Source organism: Pseudomonas sp. TMW22090 (genome assembly GCF_022496665.1).
Lineage (GTDB): Bacteria > Pseudomonadota > Gammaproteobacteria > Pseudomonadales > Pseudomonadaceae > Aquipseudomonas > Aquipseudomonas gregormendelii.
Genome location: NZ_SCFH01000013.1, coordinates 71,394 through 95,034 on the forward strand (window position 1 = coordinate 71,394; position 23,641 = coordinate 95,034).

The 23,641-nt window shown below is 59.8% G+C and carries 20 protein-coding genes and 1 pseudogene; all 21 read left to right on the forward strand.

Annotated features, from left to right (window positions below; all coding sequences use genetic code 11):
* Positions 1 to 4: 4 nt before the first annotated feature.
* The 21 genes and pseudogenes from flgK to EQV97_RS27525 all read left to right on the forward strand — a co-directional run bounded on the left by flgK (position 5) and on the right by EQV97_RS27525 (position 23,530).
* On the forward strand, positions 5 to 2,014 hold the full coding sequence (flgK, locus tag EQV97_RS27425) for a flagellar hook-associated protein FlgK (RefSeq protein WP_240890445.1): 2,010 nt from the start codon (positions 5 to 7) through the stop codon (positions 2,012 to 2,014).
* Positions 2,015 to 2,027: 13 nt separating this feature from the next.
* Positions 2,028 to 3,602, forward strand: coding sequence for a flagellar hook-associated protein 3 (locus EQV97_RS27430; RefSeq protein WP_240890446.1), 1,575 nt, complete (start codon positions 2,028 to 2,030; stop codon positions 3,600 to 3,602).
* Positions 3,603 to 3,898: 296 nt separating this feature from the next.
* Positions 3,899 to 4,828 carry a ketoacyl-ACP synthase III gene (locus EQV97_RS27435; RefSeq protein WP_240890447.1) on the forward strand — a complete coding sequence of 310 codons (930 nt, stop codon included), beginning with the start codon at positions 3,899 to 3,901 and terminating at the stop codon, positions 4,826 to 4,828.
* A 251-nt stretch (positions 4,829 to 5,079) separates the two neighbouring features.
* Positions 5,080 to 6,525, forward strand: coding sequence for a flagellin (locus tag EQV97_RS27440; protein WP_240890448.1), 1,446 nt, complete (start codon positions 5,080 to 5,082; stop codon positions 6,523 to 6,525).
* A gap of 74 nt (positions 6,526 to 6,599) precedes the next feature.
* The gene (locus tag EQV97_RS27445) at positions 6,600 to 6,947 is read left to right on the forward strand and encodes a flagellar protein FlaG (RefSeq protein ID WP_240890449.1); all 348 of its coding nucleotides are present in this window, start codon (positions 6,600 to 6,602) and stop codon (positions 6,945 to 6,947) included.
* An 81-nt stretch (positions 6,948 to 7,028) separates the two neighbouring features.
* A complete protein-coding gene (gene fliD / locus EQV97_RS27450) occupies positions 7,029 to 8,417 on the forward strand; it encodes a flagellar filament capping protein FliD (protein WP_240890450.1) in 1,389 nt (462 codons plus the stop codon).
* A 155-nt stretch (positions 8,418 to 8,572) separates the two neighbouring features.
* Positions 8,573 to 8,965: a flagellar export chaperone FliS gene (fliS, locus tag EQV97_RS27455; RefSeq protein WP_240890451.1), complete on the forward strand. Its 393-nt coding sequence runs from the start codon at positions 8,573 to 8,575 to the stop codon at positions 8,963 to 8,965.
* Between the two features lie 23 nt (positions 8,966 to 8,988).
* The gene (fliT, locus tag EQV97_RS27460; RefSeq protein ID WP_240890452.1) at positions 8,989 to 9,285 is read left to right on the forward strand and encodes a flagellar protein FliT; all 297 of its coding nucleotides are present in this window, start codon (positions 8,989 to 8,991) and stop codon (positions 9,283 to 9,285) included.
* A 173-nt stretch (positions 9,286 to 9,458) separates the two neighbouring features.
* The gene (locus tag EQV97_RS27465; protein ID WP_045058886.1) at positions 9,459 to 10,934 is read left to right on the forward strand and encodes a sigma-54 dependent transcriptional regulator; all 1,476 of its coding nucleotides are present in this window, start codon (positions 9,459 to 9,461) and stop codon (positions 10,932 to 10,934) included.
* A 128-nt stretch (positions 10,935 to 11,062) separates the two neighbouring features.
* Positions 11,063 to 12,229: pseudogene (locus tag EQV97_RS27470) on the forward strand (ATP-binding protein); the annotation flags it as partial.
* 125 nt (positions 12,230 to 12,354) lie between these two features.
* On the forward strand, positions 12,355 to 13,728 hold the full coding sequence (locus tag EQV97_RS27475) for a sigma-54 dependent transcriptional regulator (protein ID WP_240890453.1): 1,374 nt from the start codon (positions 12,355 to 12,357) through the stop codon (positions 13,726 to 13,728).
* 115 nt (positions 13,729 to 13,843) lie between these two features.
* The gene (fliE, locus tag EQV97_RS27480) at positions 13,844 to 14,173 is read left to right on the forward strand and encodes a flagellar hook-basal body complex protein FliE (RefSeq protein WP_045058888.1); all 330 of its coding nucleotides are present in this window, start codon (positions 13,844 to 13,846) and stop codon (positions 14,171 to 14,173) included.
* 15 nt (positions 14,174 to 14,188) lie between these two features.
* Complete coding sequence (gene fliF, locus EQV97_RS27485) at positions 14,189 to 15,976, forward strand: flagellar basal-body MS-ring/collar protein FliF (RefSeq protein ID WP_122837938.1); 1,788 nt, start codon at positions 14,189 to 14,191, stop codon at positions 15,974 to 15,976.
* Positions 15,969 to 16,988: a flagellar motor switch protein FliG gene (gene fliG, locus EQV97_RS27490; RefSeq protein WP_045058890.1), complete on the forward strand. Its 1,020-nt coding sequence runs from the start codon at positions 15,969 to 15,971 to the stop codon at positions 16,986 to 16,988. The genes fliF and fliG overlap by 8 nt, the downstream gene beginning before the upstream one ends.
* 7 nt (positions 16,989 to 16,995) lie before the next feature.
* The gene (gene fliH, locus EQV97_RS27495) at positions 16,996 to 17,796 is read left to right on the forward strand and encodes a flagellar assembly protein FliH (RefSeq protein WP_122837939.1); all 801 of its coding nucleotides are present in this window, start codon (positions 16,996 to 16,998) and stop codon (positions 17,794 to 17,796) included.
* A complete protein-coding gene (fliI, locus tag EQV97_RS27500; protein ID WP_045058892.1) occupies positions 17,786 to 19,144 on the forward strand; it encodes a flagellar protein export ATPase FliI in 1,359 nt (452 codons plus the stop codon). The genes fliH and fliI overlap by 11 nt, the downstream gene beginning before the upstream one ends.
* Before the next feature lie 6 nt (positions 19,145 to 19,150).
* Entirely contained in the window at positions 19,151 to 19,600 is a 450-nt protein-coding gene (gene fliJ / locus EQV97_RS27505) for a flagellar export protein FliJ (RefSeq protein ID WP_122837940.1), read from the forward strand.
* Positions 19,601 to 19,755: 155 nt separating this feature from the next.
* A complete protein-coding gene (locus EQV97_RS27510) occupies positions 19,756 to 20,055 on the forward strand; it encodes an STAS domain-containing protein (protein ID WP_122837941.1) in 300 nt (99 codons plus the stop codon).
* Positions 20,052 to 21,767, forward strand: coding sequence for a fused response regulator/phosphatase (locus EQV97_RS27515; protein WP_240890454.1), 1,716 nt, complete (start codon positions 20,052 to 20,054; stop codon positions 21,765 to 21,767). The genes EQV97_RS27510 and EQV97_RS27515 overlap by 4 nt, the downstream gene beginning before the upstream one ends.
* A 31-nt stretch (positions 21,768 to 21,798) precedes the next feature.
* Positions 21,799 to 22,170, forward strand: a complete 372-nt coding sequence (locus EQV97_RS27520) for an Hpt domain-containing protein (protein WP_240890455.1) — start codon at positions 21,799 to 21,801, stop codon at positions 22,168 to 22,170.
* A gap of 82 nt (positions 22,171 to 22,252) precedes the next feature.
* A complete protein-coding gene (locus tag EQV97_RS27525; RefSeq protein WP_240890456.1) occupies positions 22,253 to 23,530 on the forward strand; it encodes a flagellar hook-length control protein FliK in 1,278 nt (425 codons plus the stop codon).
* Positions 23,531 to 23,641 lie beyond the last annotated feature (111 nt).

Below are 23,641 nucleotides of genomic sequence, written 5' to 3' on the forward strand. Positions count from 1 at the left end.
AACCATGAGTTTGCTCAATATCGGGATGTCGGGGCTGGCCGCAGGTCATGCTTCTTTGCTGACGACTGGCAACAACATCGCCAACGTCGACACCGTCGGGTACTCACGCCAGCAAACTGTGCAGAGCACCAAGGGCTCCAATCAGTACGGCAACGTCTTCATTGGCACCGGTACGACGCTTTCTGACGTGCGCCGGGTGTATAACAGCTACCTCGACTCCCAGCTCCAGACCACCACTTCCCTGAACAGTGATGCCCAGGCTTACCTTGGCCAGGCCACCCAAGTGGACAAACTGTTGTCCGACAGTGGCACCGGAATTACCAAGACGCTGCAGTCGTTTTTCGCTTCTTTGCAAACGCTGTCCGGCAGTGCCAACGACACCGCTGCGCGGCAGGCGCTGTTGACTAATGCGCAGGGCCTGAGCAGCCGCTTCAATTCGATTTCGCAGCAGTTGAACCAGCAAGGCTCGTATATCAATGATCAGTTGGGGTCGATGGCCGATCAGGTCAACAAGCTCGCGGCCACTGTTGCGTCTTACAACAAGAAAATCAGTGAAGTCGGTACTTCGGGCGGCACGCCCAACGAATTGCTCGACCAGCGCAACGAGACCGTGCGCCAGCTCTCCGAGTTGATTGGCGTTCAGGTCAGCGAAAACAACGGCAGCCTCGACGTCTCTCTGGGCAATGGGCAGTCCCTGGTGCTGGGCAATAGTGTCAATATCTTGCGCGTACAGTCGGACAAGGCTGACCCGACCCGATCGTCGATCATCATGGAGACGGGCTCCGCTTCGATCGATATCACCAAGTTGGTCAGCGGCGGCGAGATGGGTGGTTTGCTGCGTTACCGTGACGACGTGCTGACACCAGCAATCAATGGCCTTGGGCGGATTGCCATGGTGGTTGCTGATCAGGTCAACAAACAGTTGGGGCAGGGCCTGGATCAGAGCGGTAACTTTGGCTCGTCGTTGTTCAATGACATCAACAGTGCAGTTGCTATCGCTCAGCGCAGCATCGCCAATGCCAGTAACAACTCGGCGTCCGGTAATCTGGATGTGACGATCAAAGACACGAGCAAGCTGGCGGCAAGTGATTATCAGGTTACGTTCACCAGCGCTACAGGCTACAGCGTGCGGCGCCTCTCGGATAACTCCGAAATGGGCACTTTCACCCTCGGGGCGACTCCGGCCCCGGTGATTGACGGCTTCAGTTTGAGCCTCAACGGTGCTCCGGTGAGTGCAGGCGATACGTTCAAGATCACCCCTACCCGAGGCGCAGCGGCCGATCTGACCACCGTCATGACCGACATCAAGCGCCTGGCCACGGCAGCTCCACTGACGTCCACCAATGCCCAAGGTAATGACGGTACTGGAACAGTCAGCCAGCCCAAGCTGAGCACCAGCTTGGACATCTACGATCCGGTGCAGAGCCAGGAAGTGCAGGGTGCGGTGAAGGCCGCCATGCCGATTCGCCTGCTCATGACCAGCGGCACAGCCTATGAAGTATTTGATGCTAAGGGGACCAGTCTCGGGACTGGCAATATCGTCCCCGGCCAGAACAATGACCTGAATATCCAGGTGCCCTATACCGACGGTTCCGGTGCCGCGAAGACGTTTGGCGTTGCGATGACCGTCAGCGGAAGCCCGGCCAAGGGCGACAGTTTTAATATCGCCATGACCGCGGCCGGCAGCACGGACAATCGCAATGCCCAGGCACTGCTGGGTCTGCAAACCAAGGCCACGGTTGGCGCGACGGCCACTGACCCCGGCGCCAGCTTGAGTGATGCTTACGGTGGCCTGGTGTCGTCGGTCGGCGCCAAGACCAAGCAGGGGCAAATGGATGCCACCGCCACCGGTGCGATCCTGACCCAGGCCCGTGATTCTCGCGATTCGCTGTCGGGGGTCGACCTCGATGAAGAGACCGGCAACCTGATCAAGTACCAGCAGTACTATTCGGCATCCTCGCAGATCATCAAGTCTGCTCAGGAAATCTTCACCACTCTGCTCAATGCCCTTTAAGGAGCCGTAGAACATGCGTATTTCTACTGCACAATATTATGCGACGACGGCTGCCAACTATCAGCGCAACCTCAATAACGTGATGAAAACGGCGGAGCAGGCAAGCAGTGGGGTGAAGGTCGCAACGGCGGCGGATGATCCGGTGGGCGCGGCGCGCTTGCTGCAGCTTGAGCAGCAAAAATCGATGTTGGGACAGTACAGCACCAACATCACCGCGCTGGGTACGGCTCAGGCTCAGGAAGAAAGCGTGCTGGACAGCATCAACGACCTGCTGCAAAAGGTCAGCGAGCTGGCGGTGCGAGCGGGCAGCGCGTCCCTGAATGATGACGATAGAAAATCTATCGGCGCGGAAGTCGCCCAGGCCGAAGAACAATTGCTGAACTTGATGAACAGCAAAGACTCCAGCGGCAAGTATATTTTCTCCGGGGCCAGCAACACCATTCCGCCCTTTGCCCGTAACAGTGACGGCACCTACAGCTATCAGGGCGACCAGACCCAGCTGAAGTTGAAGATTGGTGACTCGATGGAGTTGGGGCTCAACGATACCGGCTGGGAGGTCTTCCAGCAGGCCATCAACGCGAGTCGCAGTTCGACGACCATGACATTGCCGGCAGTCGATGACGGACGTGTGTCCCTGTCGCCAGGCGTGGTCAACTCCGGCCCGGCTTTCGACTCGAATTTCCGCAGCGGTGAGCCCTACACGCTGGAATTCACCAGCAGCACTCAGTTTGTGATCAAGGATGCTGCCGGCAAGGATGTGACCGCCGAGGCGAGCCAGGGTGGCAAGTTCGATCCAGACGCCAAGGGCGGCTCCGATATCACGTTCCGTGGCGTAACCTTCGCTCTGGATATCACCTATCAGGCAGGCGATTCTCCGGCTAACGCCGATGCGGTGATCGCCGGTCACAGTTTCCAGTTGTCGGCCAAGCCCGACAGCTTCGTCAGCACCCGAGCGCCGGGCAACACTTCAACAGCGCTGATTAGTGAAACGACGGTCAGCGACGCTGCGGACTACAAAAGCTTTTTCCCTGAAGGCGGCGCGGTCCTGAAATTCACCAGCCCGACGACGTTTGAAATGTACGCCAGGCCATTGACCACCGGCAGCGTGCCGGTGACGACGGGCTCTGTAGCGGGTGGCGTGGCAACAGGCGCCGGTGTCAGCTTCAAACTCGATGGCACCCCGTCGGCCAACGATCAGTTCGATATCACGGTTAACTCCCATCAAACCCAGAGCCCGCTCGATACGCTGAGTCAGCTGCGCCAAGCGCTTGAAGCGCCAGTACAGGGTAATCCGACAGCCCAGCGCAATCTGGACAACGTGCTGGCCAACACCATCTCCAACCTGACGAATGCCAGGAATCAGGTGGACCTGACCCGTGGTGCGGTGGGCGCCCGGGGTAACGTAATGGACATGCAGCGCGATCAAATCCAGAGCGCCGGCATGATCAATACCACGACCGATGCGTCCATCAGGGATACCGACCCGGCGGAAGTGCTGACGCGACTGACTTTGCAGCAGACCATGCTGCAGGCAGCTCAATTGGCGTTTTCGAAGATTTCCCAGTTGGGGCTGTTCAACAAGCTTTGAGTCGGTCTTGACCGCTCGCAGCCAGTCCCTGTCACCGGGGGCTGGCTTTTTTTTTGGAGTTTTACCGAGCGGCGCAGGCTCGGCGTTGGAAGCATTGAGTCACAAAATCGAAGAAAGCACTGATCTCTGAGTGACCCGTCGGTCAAAACGCGCATCTTCACTGTATCCTGTCTGCGGGAAGATGAAGGTGAGGGTAGCGTTTTAGAGCCCCACGCCCCCGCAGGCCAAGCCCTGACTGTAGACGCCCTCGATTCAGCGAGCGGTGATATTCAGCTGTTTATTATTGGGAAGCCATAATGATTGGCATAAAGAACATAGCGAGTTATGTGCCGGTAGCCGGGGTTGACAACTACGCCCAGGGTGCAAAGTTTGAAAAGGACGAGACCTTTATCCTTGGCAAGATCGGCTCGGCTTTCCTGCCACGCAAGGCTGCCGATCAGGAAACCTCCGACCTGTGCGTTGAAGCGGTCAATGCCTTGTTCGCTTCCAGTCCAGATCTCAAGCGTGAGTCCATCGACTGCCTGATCGTCGTGACCCAGAACGGCGATGAAGAGGGCCTGCCGCACACGGCTGCCATCGTCCAGGACAAACTGGGCCTCCCGACACACGTTGCAGCGTTTGATATTTCCCTGGGCTGCTCAGGTTACGTGTATGGCATATACGCCCTGAAAGGCTTCATGGAAGCCGCAGGCCTTAAAAACGGCCTGCTGGTCACCGCCGATCCCTATTCGAAGATCGTCGACCCGGAAGATCGCAACACCACCATGCTGTTTGGCGATGCCGCCACCGCGACCTGGATGGGCGAGGGCGCTACCTGGCAGTTGGGCAAGGCCAAGTTCGGGACTGACGGTTCCGGCGCGCCACACTTGAAGGTTACCGATGGTGTGTTCTTCATGAACGGCCGCCAGGTGTTCAACTTTGCGTTGCTCAAAGTCCCGGCGCACTTGCATGAGTTGCTGGACGAGTCGAATCTGCAGGCGAGCGATATCGACGCCTTCTGTATTCACCAGGGCAGCGCTGCCATCGTCGATGCCGTTGCACGTCGCTTTGAAGAGGGCGAGCCGGAGAAATTCATCAAGGACATGCTTGAGACCGGCAACACGGTGTCTTCCAGTATTCCGCTGCTGTTGCAGAACCACGTATTCGATTCGAAATGGACGCGCGTGGCCATCAGCGGTTTCGGAGTGGGCCTGTCCTGGGGCTCGGCGATCCTCTATCGCGGCTGATTGATCCGGCTGCAGCGCAACACTGAAACGCCCGGCAACGAAAGTTGCCGGGCGTTTTGCGTTTTTCTGGCGCCAGCTTTCCGTCTCCAAGTCCTTGAAAATCAAGGGCTGGCACGCTGCCACTAAAAATTTCGAAAAAACCCCTCAAGCAAAGTGCTTTCACGACGATAACTATTACGAAGGTTCTCTAGGCCACACCCGGCGGTTGCCAGGGCCGGAAGCCGCAGTATCCATCCAACGAGGATTTCGTCATGGCTTTAACAGTAAACACCAACATTGCCTCCATCAGCACTCAGGGCAACCTGAACAAAGCCGGCGGCGCCCTGGCCACTTCCATGCAGCGCCTGTCCTCCGGCCTGCGTATCAACAGCGCTAAAGACGACGCTGCCGGCCTGCAAATCGCCAACCGCCTGACCAGTCAAATCAACGGTCTGGGCCAAGCAGTCAAGAACGTGAACGATGGCATCTCCATCGCGCAAACCGCTGAAGGCGCGATGCAGGCTTCGACCGACATCCTGCAAAAAATGCGTACCCTGGCTCTGTCTTCGGCTACCGGCTCCCTGAGTAACGACGACCGCAAGTCGAACAACGATGAATATCAGGCTCTGACTGCAGAACTGACCCGTATTTCGCAAACCACCACTTTCGGTGGCCAGAAGTTGCTGGACGGTTCGTACGGCACCAAGGCTATTCAGGTTGGCGCCAACGCTAACGAAACCATCAACCTGAGTCTGGAAAACGTGGCGGCCAATAACATTGGCTCGCAGCAGCTGAAATCCGGCAAAATCGTTCCTGATGCCGACGGTTTGACTGGCGGCACTTTAACGGTGACCGGTAACGGCGAATCCAAAGGGGTTACGTACGGTCTTGGCGCTTCTGCCAAAGATATCGCTAGCAAAATGAATGGTGTGATCGGTGGCCTTACTGCAACTGCTAGCACCGAAGTCAAGTTTTCGGTCGCTGCTGCTGCTGCGACCGCACCAGCTAACTTTACTTTGAAAGTCGGCACCGGTAGTGCTGTAAGTTTCGTTGGTGTGACTGATACTGCAAGTCTTGCTGATCAATTGAAGTCGAACGCCGCTAAATTGGGCATCAGCGTTAACTACGATGAAGTGAACAAGACTCTGGAAGTCAAGTCGGATTCAGGCGACAACCTGGTGTTCGGCGCAGCGGACGCGGCCACTACAGCAGCAATCAGCGTGGACGTGAAAAATGGCAGTGGCGCTTATTCGAATACCCCAACTCCATTGGTAACCGCAGGCACTACCGTTACGGGCCAGGTTTCTCTCAACTCTGCCAAAGGTTACTCCGTTGCTGGCGCAGCTGTTGACGCAGGCGAGCTGTTCGGTGCTGGCGTAGGTACTTCGTTCGTAGCCAAGAAAACCACTATTTCTGATACTGACGTGACTGCCGCCACCAATGCACAGAATGCTTTGGCTGTTATCGATAAGGCTATCGGCACTATCGACAGTGTTCGGTCGGGTCTGGGTGCTACCCAAAACCGTCTGACCACCACAGCGGACAACCTGCAAAACATCCAGAAGAACTCCACAGCTGCACGCAGCACCGTACAAGACGTGGACTTCGCTGCTGAAACCGCAGAGCTGACCAAGCAACAAACCCTGCAATCGGCTTCCACTGCGATCCTGTCGCAAGCGAACCAACTGCCATCCGCTGTACTGAAGCTGCTTCAGTAATATCAGCGATTGGTTTGTGACGGAGGGCGCGTTTACGTGCCCTTTTGTCTTTTTCGTGATTAGGAGACTTAGACATGGACATGAGCATGAAGTTGAACTTGTCTTATTCAGCGGCTGTGTCCCAAAGCTCGTCTGCTCCTGACATTGCGGCCGCAAAGCCCAAGGTCGAAGGAATCGCTGAGGCTTCCACTGAACCTAGGCGAGACGAATTGGAACAGGCAGTAACCGATATTCGTGAGTTCGTTCAAGCAAGCCAGCGCAAACTGGATTTCACCATTGATGATTCAACCGGTAGGGTCGTGGTCAAAGTTATCGCCACAGACAGCGGTGACGTGATTCGCCAAATCCCATCGGAAACTGCATTGAAACTGGCGCAAAGCCTGAGCCAAGCCAGCAGCTTGTTGTTTGATGACAAGGCCTGAGCTGGCATGAATTTTGTTGCTGTACTGGCTTGAGGCTCATTTCGTCAAGAAAACGGCAGCCACTGGATAAGGAGAAAGATGATGGCGGGCTCAACGGTTAGCGGTATTGGTTCGAATATCGATACCCAAGCGATTGTGAAGTCCTTGGTTGACGCAGAAAAAGCGCCGAAGCAAGCACAAATCAACACGCAAACGCTGAAGGCGACCACCTCGCTGTCTTCGATCGGCAAGATACAGGCGGCGCTGGATGCATTCCGAGGCGCTTTGACCACAATGGGTACAGACAGTAGTTTCAGTGGCTTGACCTCCTCATCCTCGGACGAAAAGGTCGCCACAATCACCACGGGAAGTGGTGCCGCCAATGGTACGTATTCGTTAGTAGTTACGCAGTTGGCCACTGCATCAAAGTTATCCACCAGAACTTTTTCCGGTGGGGCTCCGTCGGTGGTTAACAGTGGCGCCACCCCGACAACCTTGACTATTTCGCAGTCAGGGAAGAACTTCGATCTGAGTATTCCCCCCGGTGCAACCTTGCAAGAAGTGCGGGACTCGATCAATACACAATTCAGCACTTCCGGATTGAGTGCGAACATCCTGACGGATTCTACGGGGTCGCGGTTGGTGTTAACTTCATCCACGATGGGTGTTGGGTCAGATCTTACCCTGTCGGGCAATTCAGGTATTGAAACCGGTTCTACCGTGATCGATGTGCCTAAGAATGCCAAGTATACGGTCGACGGCAGCATCGAAATGGAGTCCAAGAGCAACACCATTTCTGAGGCTATCAGCGGTGTGAATATAAAATTGGTTTCTGTTTCTCCAACGGCAGCGAATGCTAGCAAGGCAACGCCGACTATCATCGCAGTAAGCACCAGTGCTCCTGCGCTGAAGTCGGGCGTTAAAGGCTTTGTCGATACCTACAATGCACTGATGAAGGCAATCAGCGCGGAAACTAAAGTTACAATAGGTGCGGATGGAACGCCGACAGCCGGAGCGTTGACAGGCGATTCGTCAATGCGGACGCTCATGACATCCATTCGAAACGAGTTGAACGCGTTGTCCGGCAATGGATCATTTAAATCATTGGCTCAATTCGGTATCAGTACCGAATCGACTACGGGATTGCTGACGCTCGACGATAAAAAATGGGAAAAAGCTGTCGCGACTAACGCCGCTGACGTCAGCAGTATGTTCGCTGGCAAAACCGGTATTTTGGCGCGGATGACTGCAGCCACTGACAGCTATGCAAAAGCAACGACAGGTACGCTGGCGGAGCGTTCCAAGACGCTCACCGAGAGCCTCACAGATTTGAAAAAACAGCAAGATTCTCTGGATGAGCGGATGACGCTGCTGCAGACCAGTCTGTCCTCCAAGTACAATGCAATGGACTCCCTTGTTGCGAAGCTGCGTGCCCAAAGCGACAGCATCATGACCACGCTCAATGCCCTCAATAATCCGAAAGACAGCTGAGTCGGCTCATGCACAAAAAAAACCAGCCAAGCTGTAAATACAGCGTCTGGGTTTTTTCTTTGGTGGTGGTGTTGCGTTAAAGTTTTTTGTCGACCAGTCGACATAATCATCAGCACAAACCAATTTTAAATTGTTGTCTGTCACGAGGTAGAAACATGAATCCCATGAGAGCCCTTCGCCAATACCAGAAGGTCAATTCCCATGCTCAGATCTCTGAGGCCAACCCCCATCGTCTGGTACAGATGCTGATGGAAGGTGGGCTGGATCGCATCGCTCAAGCCAAGGGCGCCCTGGCGCGTGGTGACGTAGCGGAAAAAGGCCTGATGCTCGGTAAAGCGATCGACATCATCATCGGCCTGCGCGACGGCCTGGACGCCGAAAAGAGCGACAACCCCGATTACGTGCAGCAACTGGAAAGCCTTTACGTCTACATGACGAACCGCTTGATGGAAGCCAATCTGAAGAACGACGTAACGATGATGGATGAAGTGATGGGGCTGCTCGTCACTGTTAAAAGCGGTTGGGATGCGATTGCCGTAGTTGAATAGGCCTTGGGGCCGAGGATGATGTCATGAGCCATGCACTGCAACGGATTGACGATACCCGCGAAGCTTTGATCAGTGCCCTCAGCGAGCGCAACTGGGATGAGATCGGGAAGCTGGACGAGACATGCCGGGTTTGCATCGATGAGGTGTTGAGCGAGGCGCCGGTAGATGAACGCGCCGTACGCGAGAAGCTGGAAAGCCTCCTGATGGTTTACCAGGAGTTGCTGCAGGTGACCTCGGGAGAGCGCCAGGCGATAGTCGACGAGATGTCGCAGATCAACCAAGCGCAGAAGGCGGCGAAGGTTTACCATCTGTTCGGCTAATGAATCCCCGGTTAATCCAGACATCTGCGCCATATATTTGACTGTGCACGGTTTTTTGACTTAACTAGTGGCTGTTTACAGATTCCAGGCGTCTCATAGACTTAACAGGTCTGCAAGCGTCTAGCTTGCCCACTCATTTCGGGCACCGGGTTGACTAGGGAAGTTGCTATTGCATGTGGCGTGAAACCAAAATCCTGCTGATTGATGACGATAGCGTCCGCCGCCGCGACTTGGCGGTGATTCTGAATTTTCTCGGTGAAGAAAATTTGCCCTGCGGAAGCCATGACTGGCAGCAGGCTGTGGGCTCTCTATCGTCTAGTCGTGAAGTGATCTGTGTCCTAATCGGGACGGTCAATGCTCCTGGTGCACTTTTGGGCTTGCTTAAGACACTCTCAACCTGGGATGAGTTCCTTCCGGTTTTGTTGATGGGCGATAATTCTGCCAGCGACTTGCCTGATGACCAGCGTCGACGCGTGCTGTCGACCCTGGAAATGCCGCCCAGCTACAGCAAATTGCTCGACTCCCTGCACCGTGCCCAGGTCTATCGCGAGATGTACGACCAGGCCCGCGAGCGCGGTCGGCATCGCGAACCCAATCTATTCCGCAGCCTCGTCGGCACCAGCCGGGCGATCCAGCATGTGCGCCAGATGATGCAGCAGGTGGCTGACACCGACGCCAGCGTGCTGATCCTTGGCGAGTCGGGCACCGGCAAGGAAGTGGTGGCGCGCAACCTGCACTACCACTCCAAGCGTCGTGACGCGCCGTTCGTGCCGGTCAACTGCGGGGCGATCCCGGCCGAGTTGCTGGAAAGCGAATTGTTCGGCCACGAGAAGGGCGCGTTCACCGGGGCGATCACCAGCCGTGCCGGGCGCTTTGAGCTGGCCAATGGCGGCACGCTGTTCCTCGACGAAATCGGCGACATGCCGCTGCCGATGCAGGTCAAGCTGCTGCGCGTGCTGCAGGAGCGCACTTTTGAGCGTGTGGGTAGCAACAAGACCCAGAGCGCCGATGTGCGCATCATTGCCGCGACCCACAAGAACCTCGAAAGCATGATCGAGATCGGCACCTTCCGCGAAGACCTCTACTATCGCCTGAACGTGTTCCCGATCGAGATGGCGCCGTTGCGTGAGCGCGTCGAAGACATCCCGCTGCTGATGAACGAACTGATCTCGCGCATGGAGCACGAGAAGCGCGGTTCGATCCGTTTCAACTCGGCGGCGATCATGTCGCTGTGTCGTCACGGCTGGCCGGGCAACGTCCGCGAGCTGGCCAACCTGGTGGAGCGCATGGCGATCATGCATCCGTACGGGGTGATCGGCGTGGTCGAGTTGCCGAAGAAATTCCGTTACGTCGACGACGAAGACGAGCAACTGGTCGACAGCCTGCGCAGCGACCTGGAGGAGCGGGTGGCCATCAACGGCCATACCCCGGACTTCTCCGCCAATGCCCTGCTGCCGCCGGAAGGCCTGGACCTCAAGGACTACCTCGGTGGCCTGGAGCAGGGGCTGATCCAGCAGGCGCTGGATGATGCCAATGGCATCGTGGCGCGCGCCGCTGAACGCCTGCGTATCCGTCGAACCACCCTGGTGGAGAAGATGCGCAAGTACGGCATGAGCCGGCGTGATGGTGATGAACAGGCAGATGATTGACGCCTGTTTTTCAAGTCGTTCATTTATAGGCGGTTTTTTTTAGGCACGGGTATTGCTACATCCCTCGCAACGTTCCGTTTAACTGACGGTCAGCCAAGCGAGAGTGCCCGATGCCCCAAGCCGCCCAGATGTCTCCTGTCCCTGACGCTTCGGGGCCACTGTCGTCCGCAGAGCAGGCCAGCCGGCTGGGTCTTGAGCAGTCGTTTGCGCTGTTCAACCAGATGTCGAGCCAGTTGACTGACTCCTACAGCATGCTCGAAGCCCGGGTGACCGAGCTCAAGGGCGAGCTGGAAGTGGTCAGCGCCCAGCGCATGCAGGAACTGGCAGAAAAAGAACGCCTGGCCAACCGCCTGCAAAACCTCCTTGATCTGTTGCCCGGTGGCGTCATCGTCATCGACGCCCAGGGCATCGTGCGCGAAGCCAATCCTGCTGCCTGTGAGTTGCTGGGTCTGCCCCTGGAAGGCGAGTTGTGGCGCCAGGTGATTGCCCGCTGCTTTGCGCCGCGTGAGGACGATGGGCATGAAATCTCCCTCAAGGATGGTAGGCGCCTGTCGATCTCGACCCGCTCGCTGGATGCCGAGCCGGGCCAGTTGGTGCTGCTCAACGACCTGACTGAAACCCGTCACCTGCAGGATCAGTTGGCCCGGCATGAGCGCCTCTCGTCCCTGGGGCGGATGGTCGCTTCCCTGGCACATCAGATCCGCACGCCGTTGTCCGCCGCCTTGCTTTACGCCAGTCACCTGACCGAACAGGAGCTGCCCGTCGCCACGCAGCAGCGCTTCGCCGGGCGTTTGAAAGAGCGGCTGCACGAGCTGGAGCATCAGGTGCGCGACATGCTGATTTTCGCCCGAGGAGAGCTGCCGCTGACCGACCGCATCACCGCCAAAATGCTCATGCAGTCGCTGCAGGCTGCGGCCCAGGCGCATGTGCAGGGGCTGCCGATTCGCTGGCAATGCGACAGCCATGCCGGTGAGCTGCTGTGCAACCGCGACACCCTGGTGGGGGCGATTCTCAACCTGATCGAGAATGCCATCCAGGCCAGCGCCACGGACGTGCGATTGAAGGTGCATCTCTATGCCCGGGGCAGCCATCTGCGGGTGGCGATCAGCGACAGTGGCAGCGGCATCGATCCTGCGGTGCTGGCGCGCCTGGGCGAACCCTTTTTCACCACCAAGGCCACCGGTACGGGCCTGGGCCTGACCGTGGTCAAGGCAGTCGCCCGTGCCCATCAGGGAGAATTGCTGCTGCGCTCGCGACCCGGTCGCGGCACATGTGCGCAGGTGATCCTGCCGCTGTTTTCCGATGAACACGCCTCCTGTAGGAGCGAGCTCGCTCGCGAAAAACGAGAGAGCGCCACGCAGGCTCTGGTCCCCACCGCAATCGGAAACGCCCATCGCAAGCAGGGAGCGTAGTTACCCAAATGACAATCAAGGTTCTGCTGGTCGAGGATGACCGGGCACTGCGCGAAGCGCTGGCCGATACCCTGTTGCTTGCGGGGCACGACTATGTCGCCGTCGGCTCGGCAGAAGAGGCCCTGACGGCCGTCACCAGGGATGCGTTCAACCTGGTGCTCAGCGACGTCAACATGCCGGGCATGGATGGTCATCAATTGTTGAGCCTGTTACGCGCGCGGCAGCCGCAGCTGCCTGTGTTGCTGATGACGGCCCACGGTGCGGTCGAGCGCGCGGTGGATGCCATGCGCCAGGGTGCGGTGGACTATCTGGTCAAGCCGTTCGAGCCCAAGGCGCTGCTCGATCTGCTGGCGCGGCACGCCCTGGGCAGTGTCCCGGCCGAGGGCGAGGGGCCGATTGCGTTCGAGCCGGCCAGCGCCCAGCTGCTGGACCTGGCCGCTCGCGTGGCCCGCAGTGATTCCACCGTGCTGATTTCCGGCGAGTCCGGAACCGGCAAGGAGGTGCTGGCGCGGTACATCCATCAGCACTCCCATCGGGCTGCCCAGCCGTTTATTGCGATCAACTGCGCGGCAATCCCCGACAACATGCTCGAGGCCACGTTGTTTGGCCACGAAAAGGGCTCGTTCACCGGCGCGATTGCCGCGCAGGCAGGCAAGTTCGAGCAGGCGGATGGCGGCACTATCCTGCTCGACGAGATATCCGAGATGCCCATGGGGCTGCAGGCCAAGCTGCTGCGAGTGTTGCAGGAGCGGGAGGTCGAGCGGGTGGGTGCGCGCAAGCCGATTTCCCTGGATATCCGGGTGGTTGCCACCACTAACCGCGACCTGGCGGCAGAAGTGGCGGCAGGGCGCTTCAGGGAGGATCTGTACTATCGGCTGTCGGTGTTCCCGCTGGCCTGGCGCCCGTTGCGCGAACGGACCGCCGACATTCTGCCGCTGGCTGAGCGTCTGCTGGCCAAACACGTCAATAAAATGAAGCATGCGGCGGCCAGGCTTTCGCCAGAAGCGCAGGCGTGCCTGATCGCTTATCCGTGGCCGGGGAATGTGCGCGAGCTGGATAACGCCATCCAGCGGGCGTTGATCCTGCAGCAGGGAGGGTTGATCCAGCCTCAGGATTTCTGCCTGGCCGGGCCGGTTGCCTGTGCGCCGTTGCCGGCATTGGCGGCGCCGCTGCCCCTGGTCGAGGCCGAGTCGGCCGGGGGGCTTGGGGATGATCTGCGCCGACGCGAGTTCCAGATGATCATCGACACCCTGCGCTCCGAACGCGGCCGGCGCAAGGAAGCCGCCGAACGCCTGGGTATCAGCCCGCGCACCCTGCGCTACAAACTGGCGCAGATGCGCGATGCCGGGATGGACGTGGAAGCTTACCTGTTCGCCACCTGATCCCGGAGAACCTGATTTGTGATCAGTGCCCACATAGCTGGCACCCTTGTTGCTACCACCTGTATACCCGCCGAGTGAGCGTCAAAAAATTGCGGGTAGTCATTGGGAGTGGAACATGAGCCAAGGTATTGAATTTAATCGGTTGATGCTGGATATGCGAGCCATGCAAATGGACGCCATGTCTGCGCCAAAAGCGACTGCCGCCGTGCCTCAACTGCCGGGCAGCAGCTTCTCCGATATGCTCGGCCAGGCCGTCAATAAAGTGAACGAAACCCAGCAGGCGTCCAGCCAGCTGTCCACCGCGTTCGAGATCGGTAAAAGCGGTGTCGACCTGACTGACGTGATGATCGCCAAGGAAAAAGCCGGCGTGTCGTTCCAGGCCATCACCCAGGTGCGCAACAAGCTGGTCCAGGCGTATCAAGACATCATGCAGATGCCGGTTTAAGGACGATATTGAGTCATGGCAGAAGCAGCCAGCGATAACGTTCCGGCCAAGGCCAGCGCAATAGGCGGCAAACCGCCGCTGTTCGGCTTGTCCTTCCTGGAAAACCTTTCCCAGATGACCATGCTGCGTCAGGTCGGCCTGTTGGTCGGCCTGGCAGCGAGCGTGGCCATTGGCTTTGCCGTGGTCCTGTGGTCCCAGCAGCCGGATTACCGCCCGCTGTACGGCAGCCTCGCCGGAATGGACGCCAAGCAGGTGATGGACACCCTGGCGGCCGCTGACATTGCCTACTCCGTCGAACCCAATTCCGGCGCCTTGCTGGTCAAGGCCGAAGACCTGTCCCGCGCGCGGCTCAAGCTCGCGGGCGCTGGTGTCACCCCCAGCGACGGCAATATTGGCTTTGAAATCCTCGACAAGGACCAGGGCCTGGGTACCAGCCAGTTCATGGAAGCCACCCGTTATCGTCGCGGCCTGGAAGGCGAACTGGCGCGCACCATCTCCAGCCTGAACAACGTCAAGGGTGCCCGGGTGCACCTGGCCATTCCGAAAAGCTCGGTGTTCGTGCGCGACGAACGCAAGCCCAGCGCCTCGGTACTGATCGAACTGTACTCCGGCCGCTCCCTGGAGCCTGGCCAGGTGCTGGCGATCATCAACCTGGTGGCGACCAGCGTGCCTGAGCTGAGCAAGTCCCAGGTCACCGTGGTCGACCAGAAGGGCAACCTGCTATCGGACCAGGCGGAAAATTCCGAGCTGACCATGGCCGGCAAGCAATTCGATTACAGCCGCCGCATGGAAAGCATGCTGACCCAGCGCGTGCACAACATCCTGCAACCGGTGCTGGGTAACGATCGCTACAAGGCTGAAGTGTCCGCCGACGTGGATTTCAGCGCCGTCGAATCGACCTCCGAGCAGTTCAACCCGGACCAGCCGGCGTTGCGCAGCGAGCAGTCGGTTAACGAACAACGCACCACCAGCAATGGTCCGCAAGGCGTACCTGGGGCCCTGAGCAACCAGCCGCCATCGCCGGCGTCCGCGCCTGCAACCACCGGTGGCGCTACCGCTTCTGCCGGCATGGTGCAGCCCGGTCAGCCGCTGCTGGACGCCAATGGCCAACAGATCATGGACCCGGCCACTGGCCAGCCGATGTTGGCGCCTTACCCGGCAGACAAGCGTCAGCAGTCCACCAAGAACTTCGAGCTCGACCGTTCCATCAGCCACACCAAGCAGCAGCAGGGCCGTTTGAATCGCCTGTCGGTGTCAGTGGTGGTAGACGATCAGGTCAAGATCAACCCGGCCAACGGTGAAACCAGCCGCGCGCCGTGGAGCGCCGACGAATTGGCGCGCTTCACCCGTCTGGTGCAGGACGCGGTCGGCTTCGACGCGAGCCGTGGCGACAGTGTCAGCGTGATCAACATGCCGTTCTCCGCCGAGCGCAGCGAAGTGATTGCCGATGTGCCGTTCTATTCCCAGCCGTGGTTCTGGGACGTGATCAAGCAAGTGCTGGGTGTGTTGTTCATCCTGGTGCTGGTGTTTGGTGTGCTGCGCCCGGTGCTCAACAACATCACCAATGGCGGTAAAGGCAAGCAGCTGGTCGGCATGGGCAGCGACGTCGAGTTGGGTGGCATGGGCGGCCTGGATGGCGAACTGGCCAACGACCGCGTCAGCCTCGGCGGCCCGCAGAGCATCCTGCTGCCGAGCCCGAGCGAAGGCTATGATGCACAGTTGAACGCAATCAAGAGCCTGGTGGCAGAAGATCCGGGTCGTGTGGCCCAGGTCGTGAAAGAGTGGATTAACGCAGATGAGTGATAACCGAGCCGTTGCCGCCAAACTGTCCAAGGTCGACAAAGCCGCGATCCTGCTGCTGTCCCTGGGCTCTACCGATGCTGCGCAGGTGTTGCGCCACATGGGGCCCAAGGAGGTCCAGCGTGTGGGCGTGGCCATGGCGCAGATGGGCAACGTGCACCGCGAGCAGGTCGAACAGGTGATGAGCGAGTTCGTCGACATCGTCGGCGACCAGACCAGCCTGGGCGTCGGTTCTGACGACTACGTGCGCAAGATGCTCACCCAGGCCCTGGGCGAAGACAAGGCCAACGGCCTGATCGACCGGATCCTGCTGGGGGGCAACACCAGCGGCCTCGACAGCCTGAAATGGATGGAACCACGCGCCGTCGCCGACGTGATCCGCTACGAGCACCCACAGATCCAGGCGATCGTCGTGGCGTATCTCGACCCGGACCAGGCCGGCGAAGTGCTGGGCAATTTCGACCACAAGGTGCGCCTGGACATCATCCTGCGCGTATCCTCGCTGAACACCGTGCAGCCGGCGGCGCTGAAGGAACTCAACCAGATTCTCGAGAAGCAGTTCTCCGGCAACTCCAACGCCTCGCGCACCAACCTCGGTGGCATCAAGCGCGCAGCCGATATCATGAACTTCCTCGACAGCTCGATGGAAGGGCAGTTGATGGATTCGATCCGCGAAGTCGACGAAGACCTGTCCGGTCAGATCGAAGACCTGATGTTCGTGTTCAACAACCTGGCCGATGTCGACGACCGCGGCATCCAGGCGTTGCTGCGCGAAGTGTCCTCCGACGTACTGGTGTTGGCCCTCAAGGGCTCGGACGAGAACGTCAAGGAGAAGATCTTCAAGAACATGTCCAAACGAGCGGCCGAACTGTTGCGCGACGACCTCGAGGCCAAGGGCCCGGTGCGCGTCAGCGACGTGGAAACCGCACAGAAAGAAATCCTCACCATCGCCCGCCGTATGGCCGAAGCCGGAGAAATCGTTCTCGGCGGGAAGGGCGGCGAAGAGATGATCTAAGGTCACCATGTCGACCAAACACGATGAGTCCCAGACTGACCTGATCCGTGCCAAGGACGTCAGCACTGTCGATATCTGGTCCCTGCCCAGTTTCGATCCCTACGTCCCCGCGCCCGAGCCGGAACCTGTGCCCGAGCCTCCGGAAATGCAGGAGGTGCCGCTGGATGAGGTCCAGCCGATGACCCTCGAAGAACTCGAGAGCATTCGCCAGGAGGCCTACAACGAAGGCTTCGCCACGGGCGAGCGCGAGGGTTTCCACAGCACGACGCTCAAGGTTCGCCAGGAAGCCGAAGCGGCGCTGTCGGCCAAGGTCGGCGCGCTGGAAAAGCTCATGGGTCAGTTGTTCGAACCGATTGCCGAGCAGGACACCCAGATCGAAAAATCTTTAGTCGACCTGGTGCAGCACATCACCAGACAGGTGATCCAGCGCGAACTGGCGATCGATTCGACCCAGCTTGAACACGTCATGCGCGATGCCCTGAAGCTCTTGCCGCTGGGCGTGGGGAACGTGCGGCTGTACATCAATCCGCAGGATTTCGAACAGGTCAAAGCCCTGCGCGAGCGTCATGAAGAAACCTGGCGCATCGTCGAGGACGACACCCTGTTGCCCGGTGGTTGTCGGGTCGAGACCGAACACAGTCGTATCGATGCCACAGTGGAAACACGCCTGGCGCGGGTCATGGACAAGCTGTTCGATCAACTTCACGAACAGGCCCTGCATCCAGCTGCCCCGGACTTGAGCGTGGAACTGTCGGGGCGCAATCCGCCGCCAGTCGCCCCGGCGGCGGACGAACCTGATGCGCCTTGATCGCACCAGCTTCGCCAAGCGCCTGGGCAGTTACGCCGAGGCCACGCAACTGACCGGCGGCCCGATCCTGGAAGGCCGCCTGCTGCGCATGGTCGGCCTGACCCTCGAAGCCGAAGGCTTGCGCGCCGCCATGGGCAGCCGCTGCATGGTCATCAACGACGACAGTTACCAGCCAGTGCAGGTGGAAGCCGAAGTCATGGGCTTCTCCGGTAATAAAGTGTTCCTGATGCCGGTGGGCAGCGTCGCCGGTATTGCGCCGGGCGCCCGGGTGGTGCCGCTGGCCGATGCCGGTCGCTTGCCGATGGGCATGAGCATGCTCGGGCGGGTACTGGACGGCGCCGGTCGTGCGCTGGACGGCAAGGGCGGGATGAAAGCCGAGGACTGGGTGCCGATGGATGGCCCGACGATCAACCCGCTCAAGCGCGAACCGATCAGCGAGCCACTGGATGTGGGCATCCGCTCGATCAACGGATTGTTGACCGTGGGGCGCGGCCAGCGTCTGGGTCTGTTTGCCGGTACCGGCGTGGGCAAGAGTGTGCTGTTGGGCATGATGACCCGCTTCACCGAGGCCGACATCGTGGTCGTCGGCTTGATCGGCGAGCGCGGACGCGAGGTGAAGGAATTCATCGAGCACATCCTGGGCGAGGAAGGGCTCAAGCGTTCAGTGGTGGTGGCTTCGCCGGCGGACGATGCGCCGTTGATGCGCCTGCGTGCCGCGATGTACTGCACGCGCATCGCCGAGTACTTCCGCGACAAGGGCAAGAATGTCCTGTTGCTCATGGATTCCCTGACCCGTTTCGCCCAGGCCCAGCGGGAAATCGCCCTGGCCATTGGCGAGCCGCCGGCGACCAAGGGTTACCCGCCTTCGGTGTTTGCCAAGTTGCCGAAACTGGTCGAGCGCGCGGGTAATGCGGAGAAGGGCGGGGGCTCGATCACCGCGTTTTATACGGTGCTGTCCGAAGGCGATGACCAGCAGGACCCGATTGCCGACTCCGCACGGGGCGTGCTCGACGGTCACATCGTGCTGTCGCGGCGCCTGGCCGAGGAAGGACACTACCCTGCTATCGATATCGAAGCGTCCATCAGCCGGGTCATGCCGTCGGTGGTGACGCCGGAGCACATGACCCGCGCGCAATACTTCAAGCAGCTGTGGTCGCGTTATCAACAGAGTCGCGACCTGATCAGCGTCGGCGCCTACGTGGCCGGCGGTGACCGCGAGACCGACCTGGCGATTGCCCTGCAACCGCAGCTGGTCAAATACCTGCGCCAGGGCTTGAACGACAACATCAGCCTGGGTGAGAGCGAAGCCTATCTTGGCTCGATCTTCGCCCCGGCGGCCGGCGGCTAACCGGCCATGGCCCAGAGTCGAGCTTCGCGCCTGGCGCCCGTGGTGGACATGGCCGAGAAGGTCGAGAAAGCCGCGGTGCAGCGTCTTGGGCATTTTCAGGGCCAGGTGCGCCTGGCCGAAAGCAAGCTCGCCGACCTTGAAGCCTTCCGCCTCGATTATCAGGAGCAATGGATCGTACGCGGCAGCAGTGGGGTGTCCGGCCAGTGGCTGCTCGGCTATCAGGGGTTTCTCGCGCAACTGGGCACTGCCATCGATCAGCAGCGGCAAAGCCTGGCCTGGCACCAGAACAACCTGAACAAGGCGCGCGACACCTGGCAGCAGGCCTATGCCCGAGTGGAAGGACTGCGCAAACTGGTGCTGCGCTACATGGATGAGGCGCGCCGCCTGGAGGACAAGCGTGAGCAGAAGCTGCTGGATGAATTGTCCCAGCGGCTGCCGCGGCAAAACCCTTTTTAATATCCGCCCCAAAAGATCGTCCGATCCCGGCCCGAGCCTTCGGCAGCTCCTGCAAGGCGGTGTACAGCAAGGCGGCGATCTTTTGATCTTGCTCCTGTCACCACCAAATGCTAAACCTTGTACAAGCAAGTTCCCCCAAGACAAGGAAGCCAACAATGTCAGTCGTCTCAGAAGTTTCCCCGGATGGGCAAAAACTGACGATATCGATCAAGGGTCGTTTCGATTTCGCCAAGCATCAGGAGTTTCGCCAGTCCTATGAGGACAGGAACCTCAATGCTGTGGTGGTGGATCTGAAGGACGCCACCTACCTCGACAGTTCCGCCCTGGGCATGCTGCTGTTGCTGCGCGATCACGCTGGCGGCGACCACTCCGACATTCGCGTGGTCAACAGCAGCATCGACGTGAAAAAGATCCTCGCCATTTCCAATTTCGACAAACTGTTCGACATCAGTTGAATTCGGTGCAGTCGCCGCTTGAAGCACTGACGATCCTGATCGCCGAGGACAGTGCGGCCGATCGCCTGTTGCTGTCGACCAACGTCCGCCGCCAGGGCCATGCGGTGTTGACCGCCGCCAACGGCGCCGAGGCCGTCGAGGCGTTTCGTTCGCAGCACCCGCAGCTGGTGTTGATGGACGCCATGATGCCGGTGATGGACGGTTTCGAAGCCGCACGACAGATCAAGGCGCTGGCCGGGGAAACCCTGGTGCCCATCATCTTCCTGACCTCGCTCACCGAAAGCGAAGCCCTGGCGCGCTGCCTGGAGGCTGGCGGTGACGATTTTCTGGCGAAGCCCTACAACCAGGTGATCCTCGCCGCCAAGATCAAGGCAATGGACCGCTTGCGCCGCTTGCAGGCTACGGTGCTGGAACAGCGTGACCAGATCGCCCGGCACCACGAATACCTGCTCAACGAGCAGCGCGTGGCCAAGGCGGTGTTCGACAAGGTGGCGCATTCCGGATGTCTGAACGCCCCCAACATCCGCTACCTGCAATCGCCCTATGCGTTGTTCAACGGCGATCTGCTGCTGGCCGCGTTTACCCCGGCCGGTGACATGCACGTGCTGCTGGGGGACTTCACCGGTCATGGCTTGCCTGCGGCCGTTGGCGCCATGCCCCTGGCCGAAGTCTTCTATGGCATGACTGCCAAGGGTTACGGGCTCTCGGAAACCCTGCGCGAGATGAACGCCAAGCTCAAGCGCATCCTGCCGGTGGACATGTTCTGCTGCGCGACGTTGCTGCGCCTGAGCTTTCAGAGCCGCTCGGTGGAAGTCTGGAATGGCGGCATGCCCGACGGCTACCTGCACCGGATCGCTACTGGCGAGCGCACGCCGTTGCCGGCCAGGCATTTGCCGCTGGGGGTGCTGAGCCCGCAGGCGTTCGACGATCGCACCGAAGTGCTGCCCATGGCGGTGGGTGATCGGGTGTTCCTGTTGTCCGATGGCGTGATCGACACCTGCGATGCCAACGAACAGCTGTTCGGAGTGGAGCGCCTGCAGCAAGTGTTTGCCGCCAACCGGCAGCCGGATGCACTGTTTCAGGAAATCGAGCAGGCATTGGGTGATTTTCGCGGGCAAGCCCGGGACGATGTCAGTCTGCTCGAAGTCAGCCTGATCGACGCGGCGCAAATGCGCCCACCGACACTGGTCTACTCCGACAGTGGGCAGTCGTGCCCGCTGGACTGGTCCGTCAGCTTCGAATTTCGCGCCGCCTCGCTCAAGCGCTTCAATCCACTGCCCTACCTGCTGCAACTGCTCAGCGAAGTGCACGGCCTGCGGGCCCGGAGCGGAGCGCTGTACACTGTGCTGGCGGAGCTGTATTCCAATGCCCTGGAGCACGGCGTGCTCGGGCTCGACTCCAGTCTCAAGCGCGATGCCCTGGGGTTTGCCCGCTATTATCAGGAGCGCAACACGCGCCTGGATGCCCTGGATGCGGGTTACGTGCGCGTGCACCTGGAGGTGGTGCCGGAGGGCGAGGGCGGTTGCCTGACCATTCGGGTGGAAGACAGTGGCAAGGGATTTGATGTGGTTCGGGTGATCGAGCGACCGCTGGACAGTGTCCGTTTGTCGGGACGTGGTATCAGCCTGGTCCGACAATTGGGGCGTAACGCCCGGTGGTCCGACGATGGTCGCAGTGCTCACGTGGAGTTTTTCTGGGAGGCTCTGGCATAATCCTGCCCATTCTTGATCAAGGAGTGAACAAGTGGATTCCCCACATCTGAATCGCGACGTTTTGCGCGCCTTGCAGGAAGTCATGGAAGATGAATATCCGATGTTGCTGGATATCTTCCTTGCCGACGCCGAAGAGCGGTTGGTTATCTTGCGCGGGACGCAGGATGCCGCGCAGCTGATGGAAACTGCCCACAGTTTTAAAGGCAGTTGCAGCAACATGGGGGCGGTTCGCCTTGCAGAGTTATGCAATGAGCTGGAGCAGCGCGCCAAAAACGGCAGAAGCACCGAACAGGGCGAGCTGGAAAAACTCGTCCATGCGATCGGCTCCGAGTTTGCCTTGGTTCTTCCTGTCTATCAGGCCGAGCGCTCCCTCGCAGGCAGTCACATCACGCGGTCCGTCTAGCGTCAGCTCAGTAAACCTGGCTCGACCTTTGCAGTAATCCACCCACTTGTATCATCGACCACAGTGCGGCGGAGACTGTCCCATGCCCGTTACCCCGAATTTGCTACTTCAGGCCGCCGCCAAGGCCAAGGCTCAACCCGCATCCGCCAATCCCTTGGCGTCGCCCGCCGAGCCTGCGGGCAAGGCCTCGAGCTTCGCTAACGTGTATGCCCGGCAGGAGCGAACCAGGCCTGCTGACGGGTTTGACACCGCTGCCCGGACGGTGCGCGAAAAGTCGCCTGACTTCGCTGCAAAGAAGGACTTGGGCAACGACAAGTCTGCCGCTGCGAAACCTCAAGTTGCCGATAGCGGCAAATCCTTGCCCGCCGACAAACCGGCGCAGGTCGACGATAAGGTCACCCGTGACGAGACCGGCGACACAACGGTTGCGGCTGACCCTGCAACTGCGCCCGTGGTTGAGTCTCAGCCCGCCACCCCTGTCGCGGCGACCGAGCCTGCGCTCGACCCCGCTACCGCCGCCGCACTGGCGGCTGCGGCCGTCGCTGCCGACCCGGATTTCGATCCTGAAGCCGACCCCCTCGATGCGCTTCCAGCCGTGCGCATGGCCCTGGAGCAGAGCGGGCATGTGTCCGCTTCCAGTCAGGCGCAAGCCAAGGCTTCCCCGGCCCAGGCAGACGGCGAGCCGACTTCGGCGCAGAATTTTGCCTCCGGCCTGGCCAATATGCTGGACGTGCAAGCCGGCAAGGACAGTACCAGCCAGGGAGGAGAGAAGGCCTTCAGCGGCCTGATCGATGATGGCCTCAAGGACTTGAAAGCCTCGACCAGCGACACCCGCGTCGAAGATTTCGCCAACCGCCTGGCTGCACTGACCCAGGCGGCCACCCCCAAGACCGCCAACGCGATCCCGGTAAACCAGCCCATCGCCATGCACCAGAGCGGCTGGACCGAGGAAGTGGTCAACCGCGTGATGTATCTCTCAAGCGCCAACCTCAAGGCGGCCGATATCCAGTTGCAGCCGGCCGAGCTTGGCCGCCTGGACATCCGGGTGAACATGGTGCCCGACCAGCAGACCCAGGTAACCTTCATGAGCGCCCATCCCGGCGTTCGCGAAGCGCTGGACGGGCAAATGCACCGGCTGCGCGAGATGTTCGTGCAGCAGGGCATGGGGCAGGTCGACGTCAATGTCTCCGACCAGTCCCGGGGCCAGGATCAGCAACAGGCCCAGCAGAGTCAGGCCGGGCGCGCGCAAGCCGGTGGCGGTCGTCTGGACGCCATGGATGAAGACCTCGCCCCGGCGGTTGCGCAAGTATCCGCAGCCACCAGCGTGATCGGCTCCAGTGCAGTCGACTATTACGCCTGACACATCGGCGGTGCCCTTTTAAAAGATCGCAGCCTGCGGCAGCTCCTACAGTGTGGAGGGTGTACACCCCGCAGGAGCTGCCGCAGGCTGCGATCTTTTGCGCTTCCATCC

Excerpts from the sequence above, each read along its gene's own strand:
- flgK (WP_240890445.1), top strand. The coding sequence starts at position 5 with ATGAGTTTGCTCAATATCGGGATGTCGGGGCTGGCCGCAGGTCATGCT.
- EQV97_RS27430 (WP_240890446.1), top strand. The coding sequence starts at position 2,028 with ATGCGTATTTCTACTGCACAATATTATGCGACGACGGCTGCCAACTAT.
- EQV97_RS27435 (WP_240890447.1), top strand. The coding sequence starts at position 3,899 with ATGATTGGCATAAAGAACATAGCGAGTTATGTGCCGGTAGCCGGGGTT.
- EQV97_RS27440 (WP_240890448.1), top strand. The coding sequence starts at position 5,080 with ATGGCTTTAACAGTAAACACCAACATTGCCTCCATCAGCACTCAGGGC.
- EQV97_RS27445 (WP_240890449.1), top strand. The coding sequence starts at position 6,600 with ATGGACATGAGCATGAAGTTGAACTTGTCTTATTCAGCGGCTGTGTCC.
- fliD (WP_240890450.1), top strand. The coding sequence starts at position 7,029 with ATGGCGGGCTCAACGGTTAGCGGTATTGGTTCGAATATCGATACCCAA.
- fliS (WP_240890451.1), top strand. The coding sequence starts at position 8,573 with ATGAATCCCATGAGAGCCCTTCGCCAATACCAGAAGGTCAATTCCCAT.
- fliT (WP_240890452.1), top strand. The coding sequence starts at position 8,989 with ATGAGCCATGCACTGCAACGGATTGACGATACCCGCGAAGCTTTGATC.
- EQV97_RS27465 (WP_045058886.1), top strand. The coding sequence starts at position 9,459 with ATGTGGCGTGAAACCAAAATCCTGCTGATTGATGACGATAGCGTCCGC.
- EQV97_RS27475 (WP_240890453.1), top strand. The coding sequence starts at position 12,355 with ATGACAATCAAGGTTCTGCTGGTCGAGGATGACCGGGCACTGCGCGAA.
- fliE (WP_045058888.1), top strand. The coding sequence starts at position 13,844 with ATGAGCCAAGGTATTGAATTTAATCGGTTGATGCTGGATATGCGAGCC.
- fliF (WP_122837938.1), top strand. The coding sequence starts at position 14,189 with ATGGCAGAAGCAGCCAGCGATAACGTTCCGGCCAAGGCCAGCGCAATA.
- fliG (WP_045058890.1), top strand. The coding sequence starts at position 15,969 with ATGAGTGATAACCGAGCCGTTGCCGCCAAACTGTCCAAGGTCGACAAA.
- fliH (WP_122837939.1), top strand. The coding sequence starts at position 16,996 with ATGTCGACCAAACACGATGAGTCCCAGACTGACCTGATCCGTGCCAAG.
- fliI (WP_045058892.1), top strand. The coding sequence starts at position 17,786 with ATGCGCCTTGATCGCACCAGCTTCGCCAAGCGCCTGGGCAGTTACGCC.
- fliJ (WP_122837940.1), top strand. The coding sequence starts at position 19,151 with ATGGCCCAGAGTCGAGCTTCGCGCCTGGCGCCCGTGGTGGACATGGCC.
- EQV97_RS27510 (WP_122837941.1), top strand. The coding sequence starts at position 19,756 with ATGTCAGTCGTCTCAGAAGTTTCCCCGGATGGGCAAAAACTGACGATA.
- EQV97_RS27525 (WP_240890456.1), top strand. The coding sequence starts at position 22,253 with ATGCCCGTTACCCCGAATTTGCTACTTCAGGCCGCCGCCAAGGCCAAG.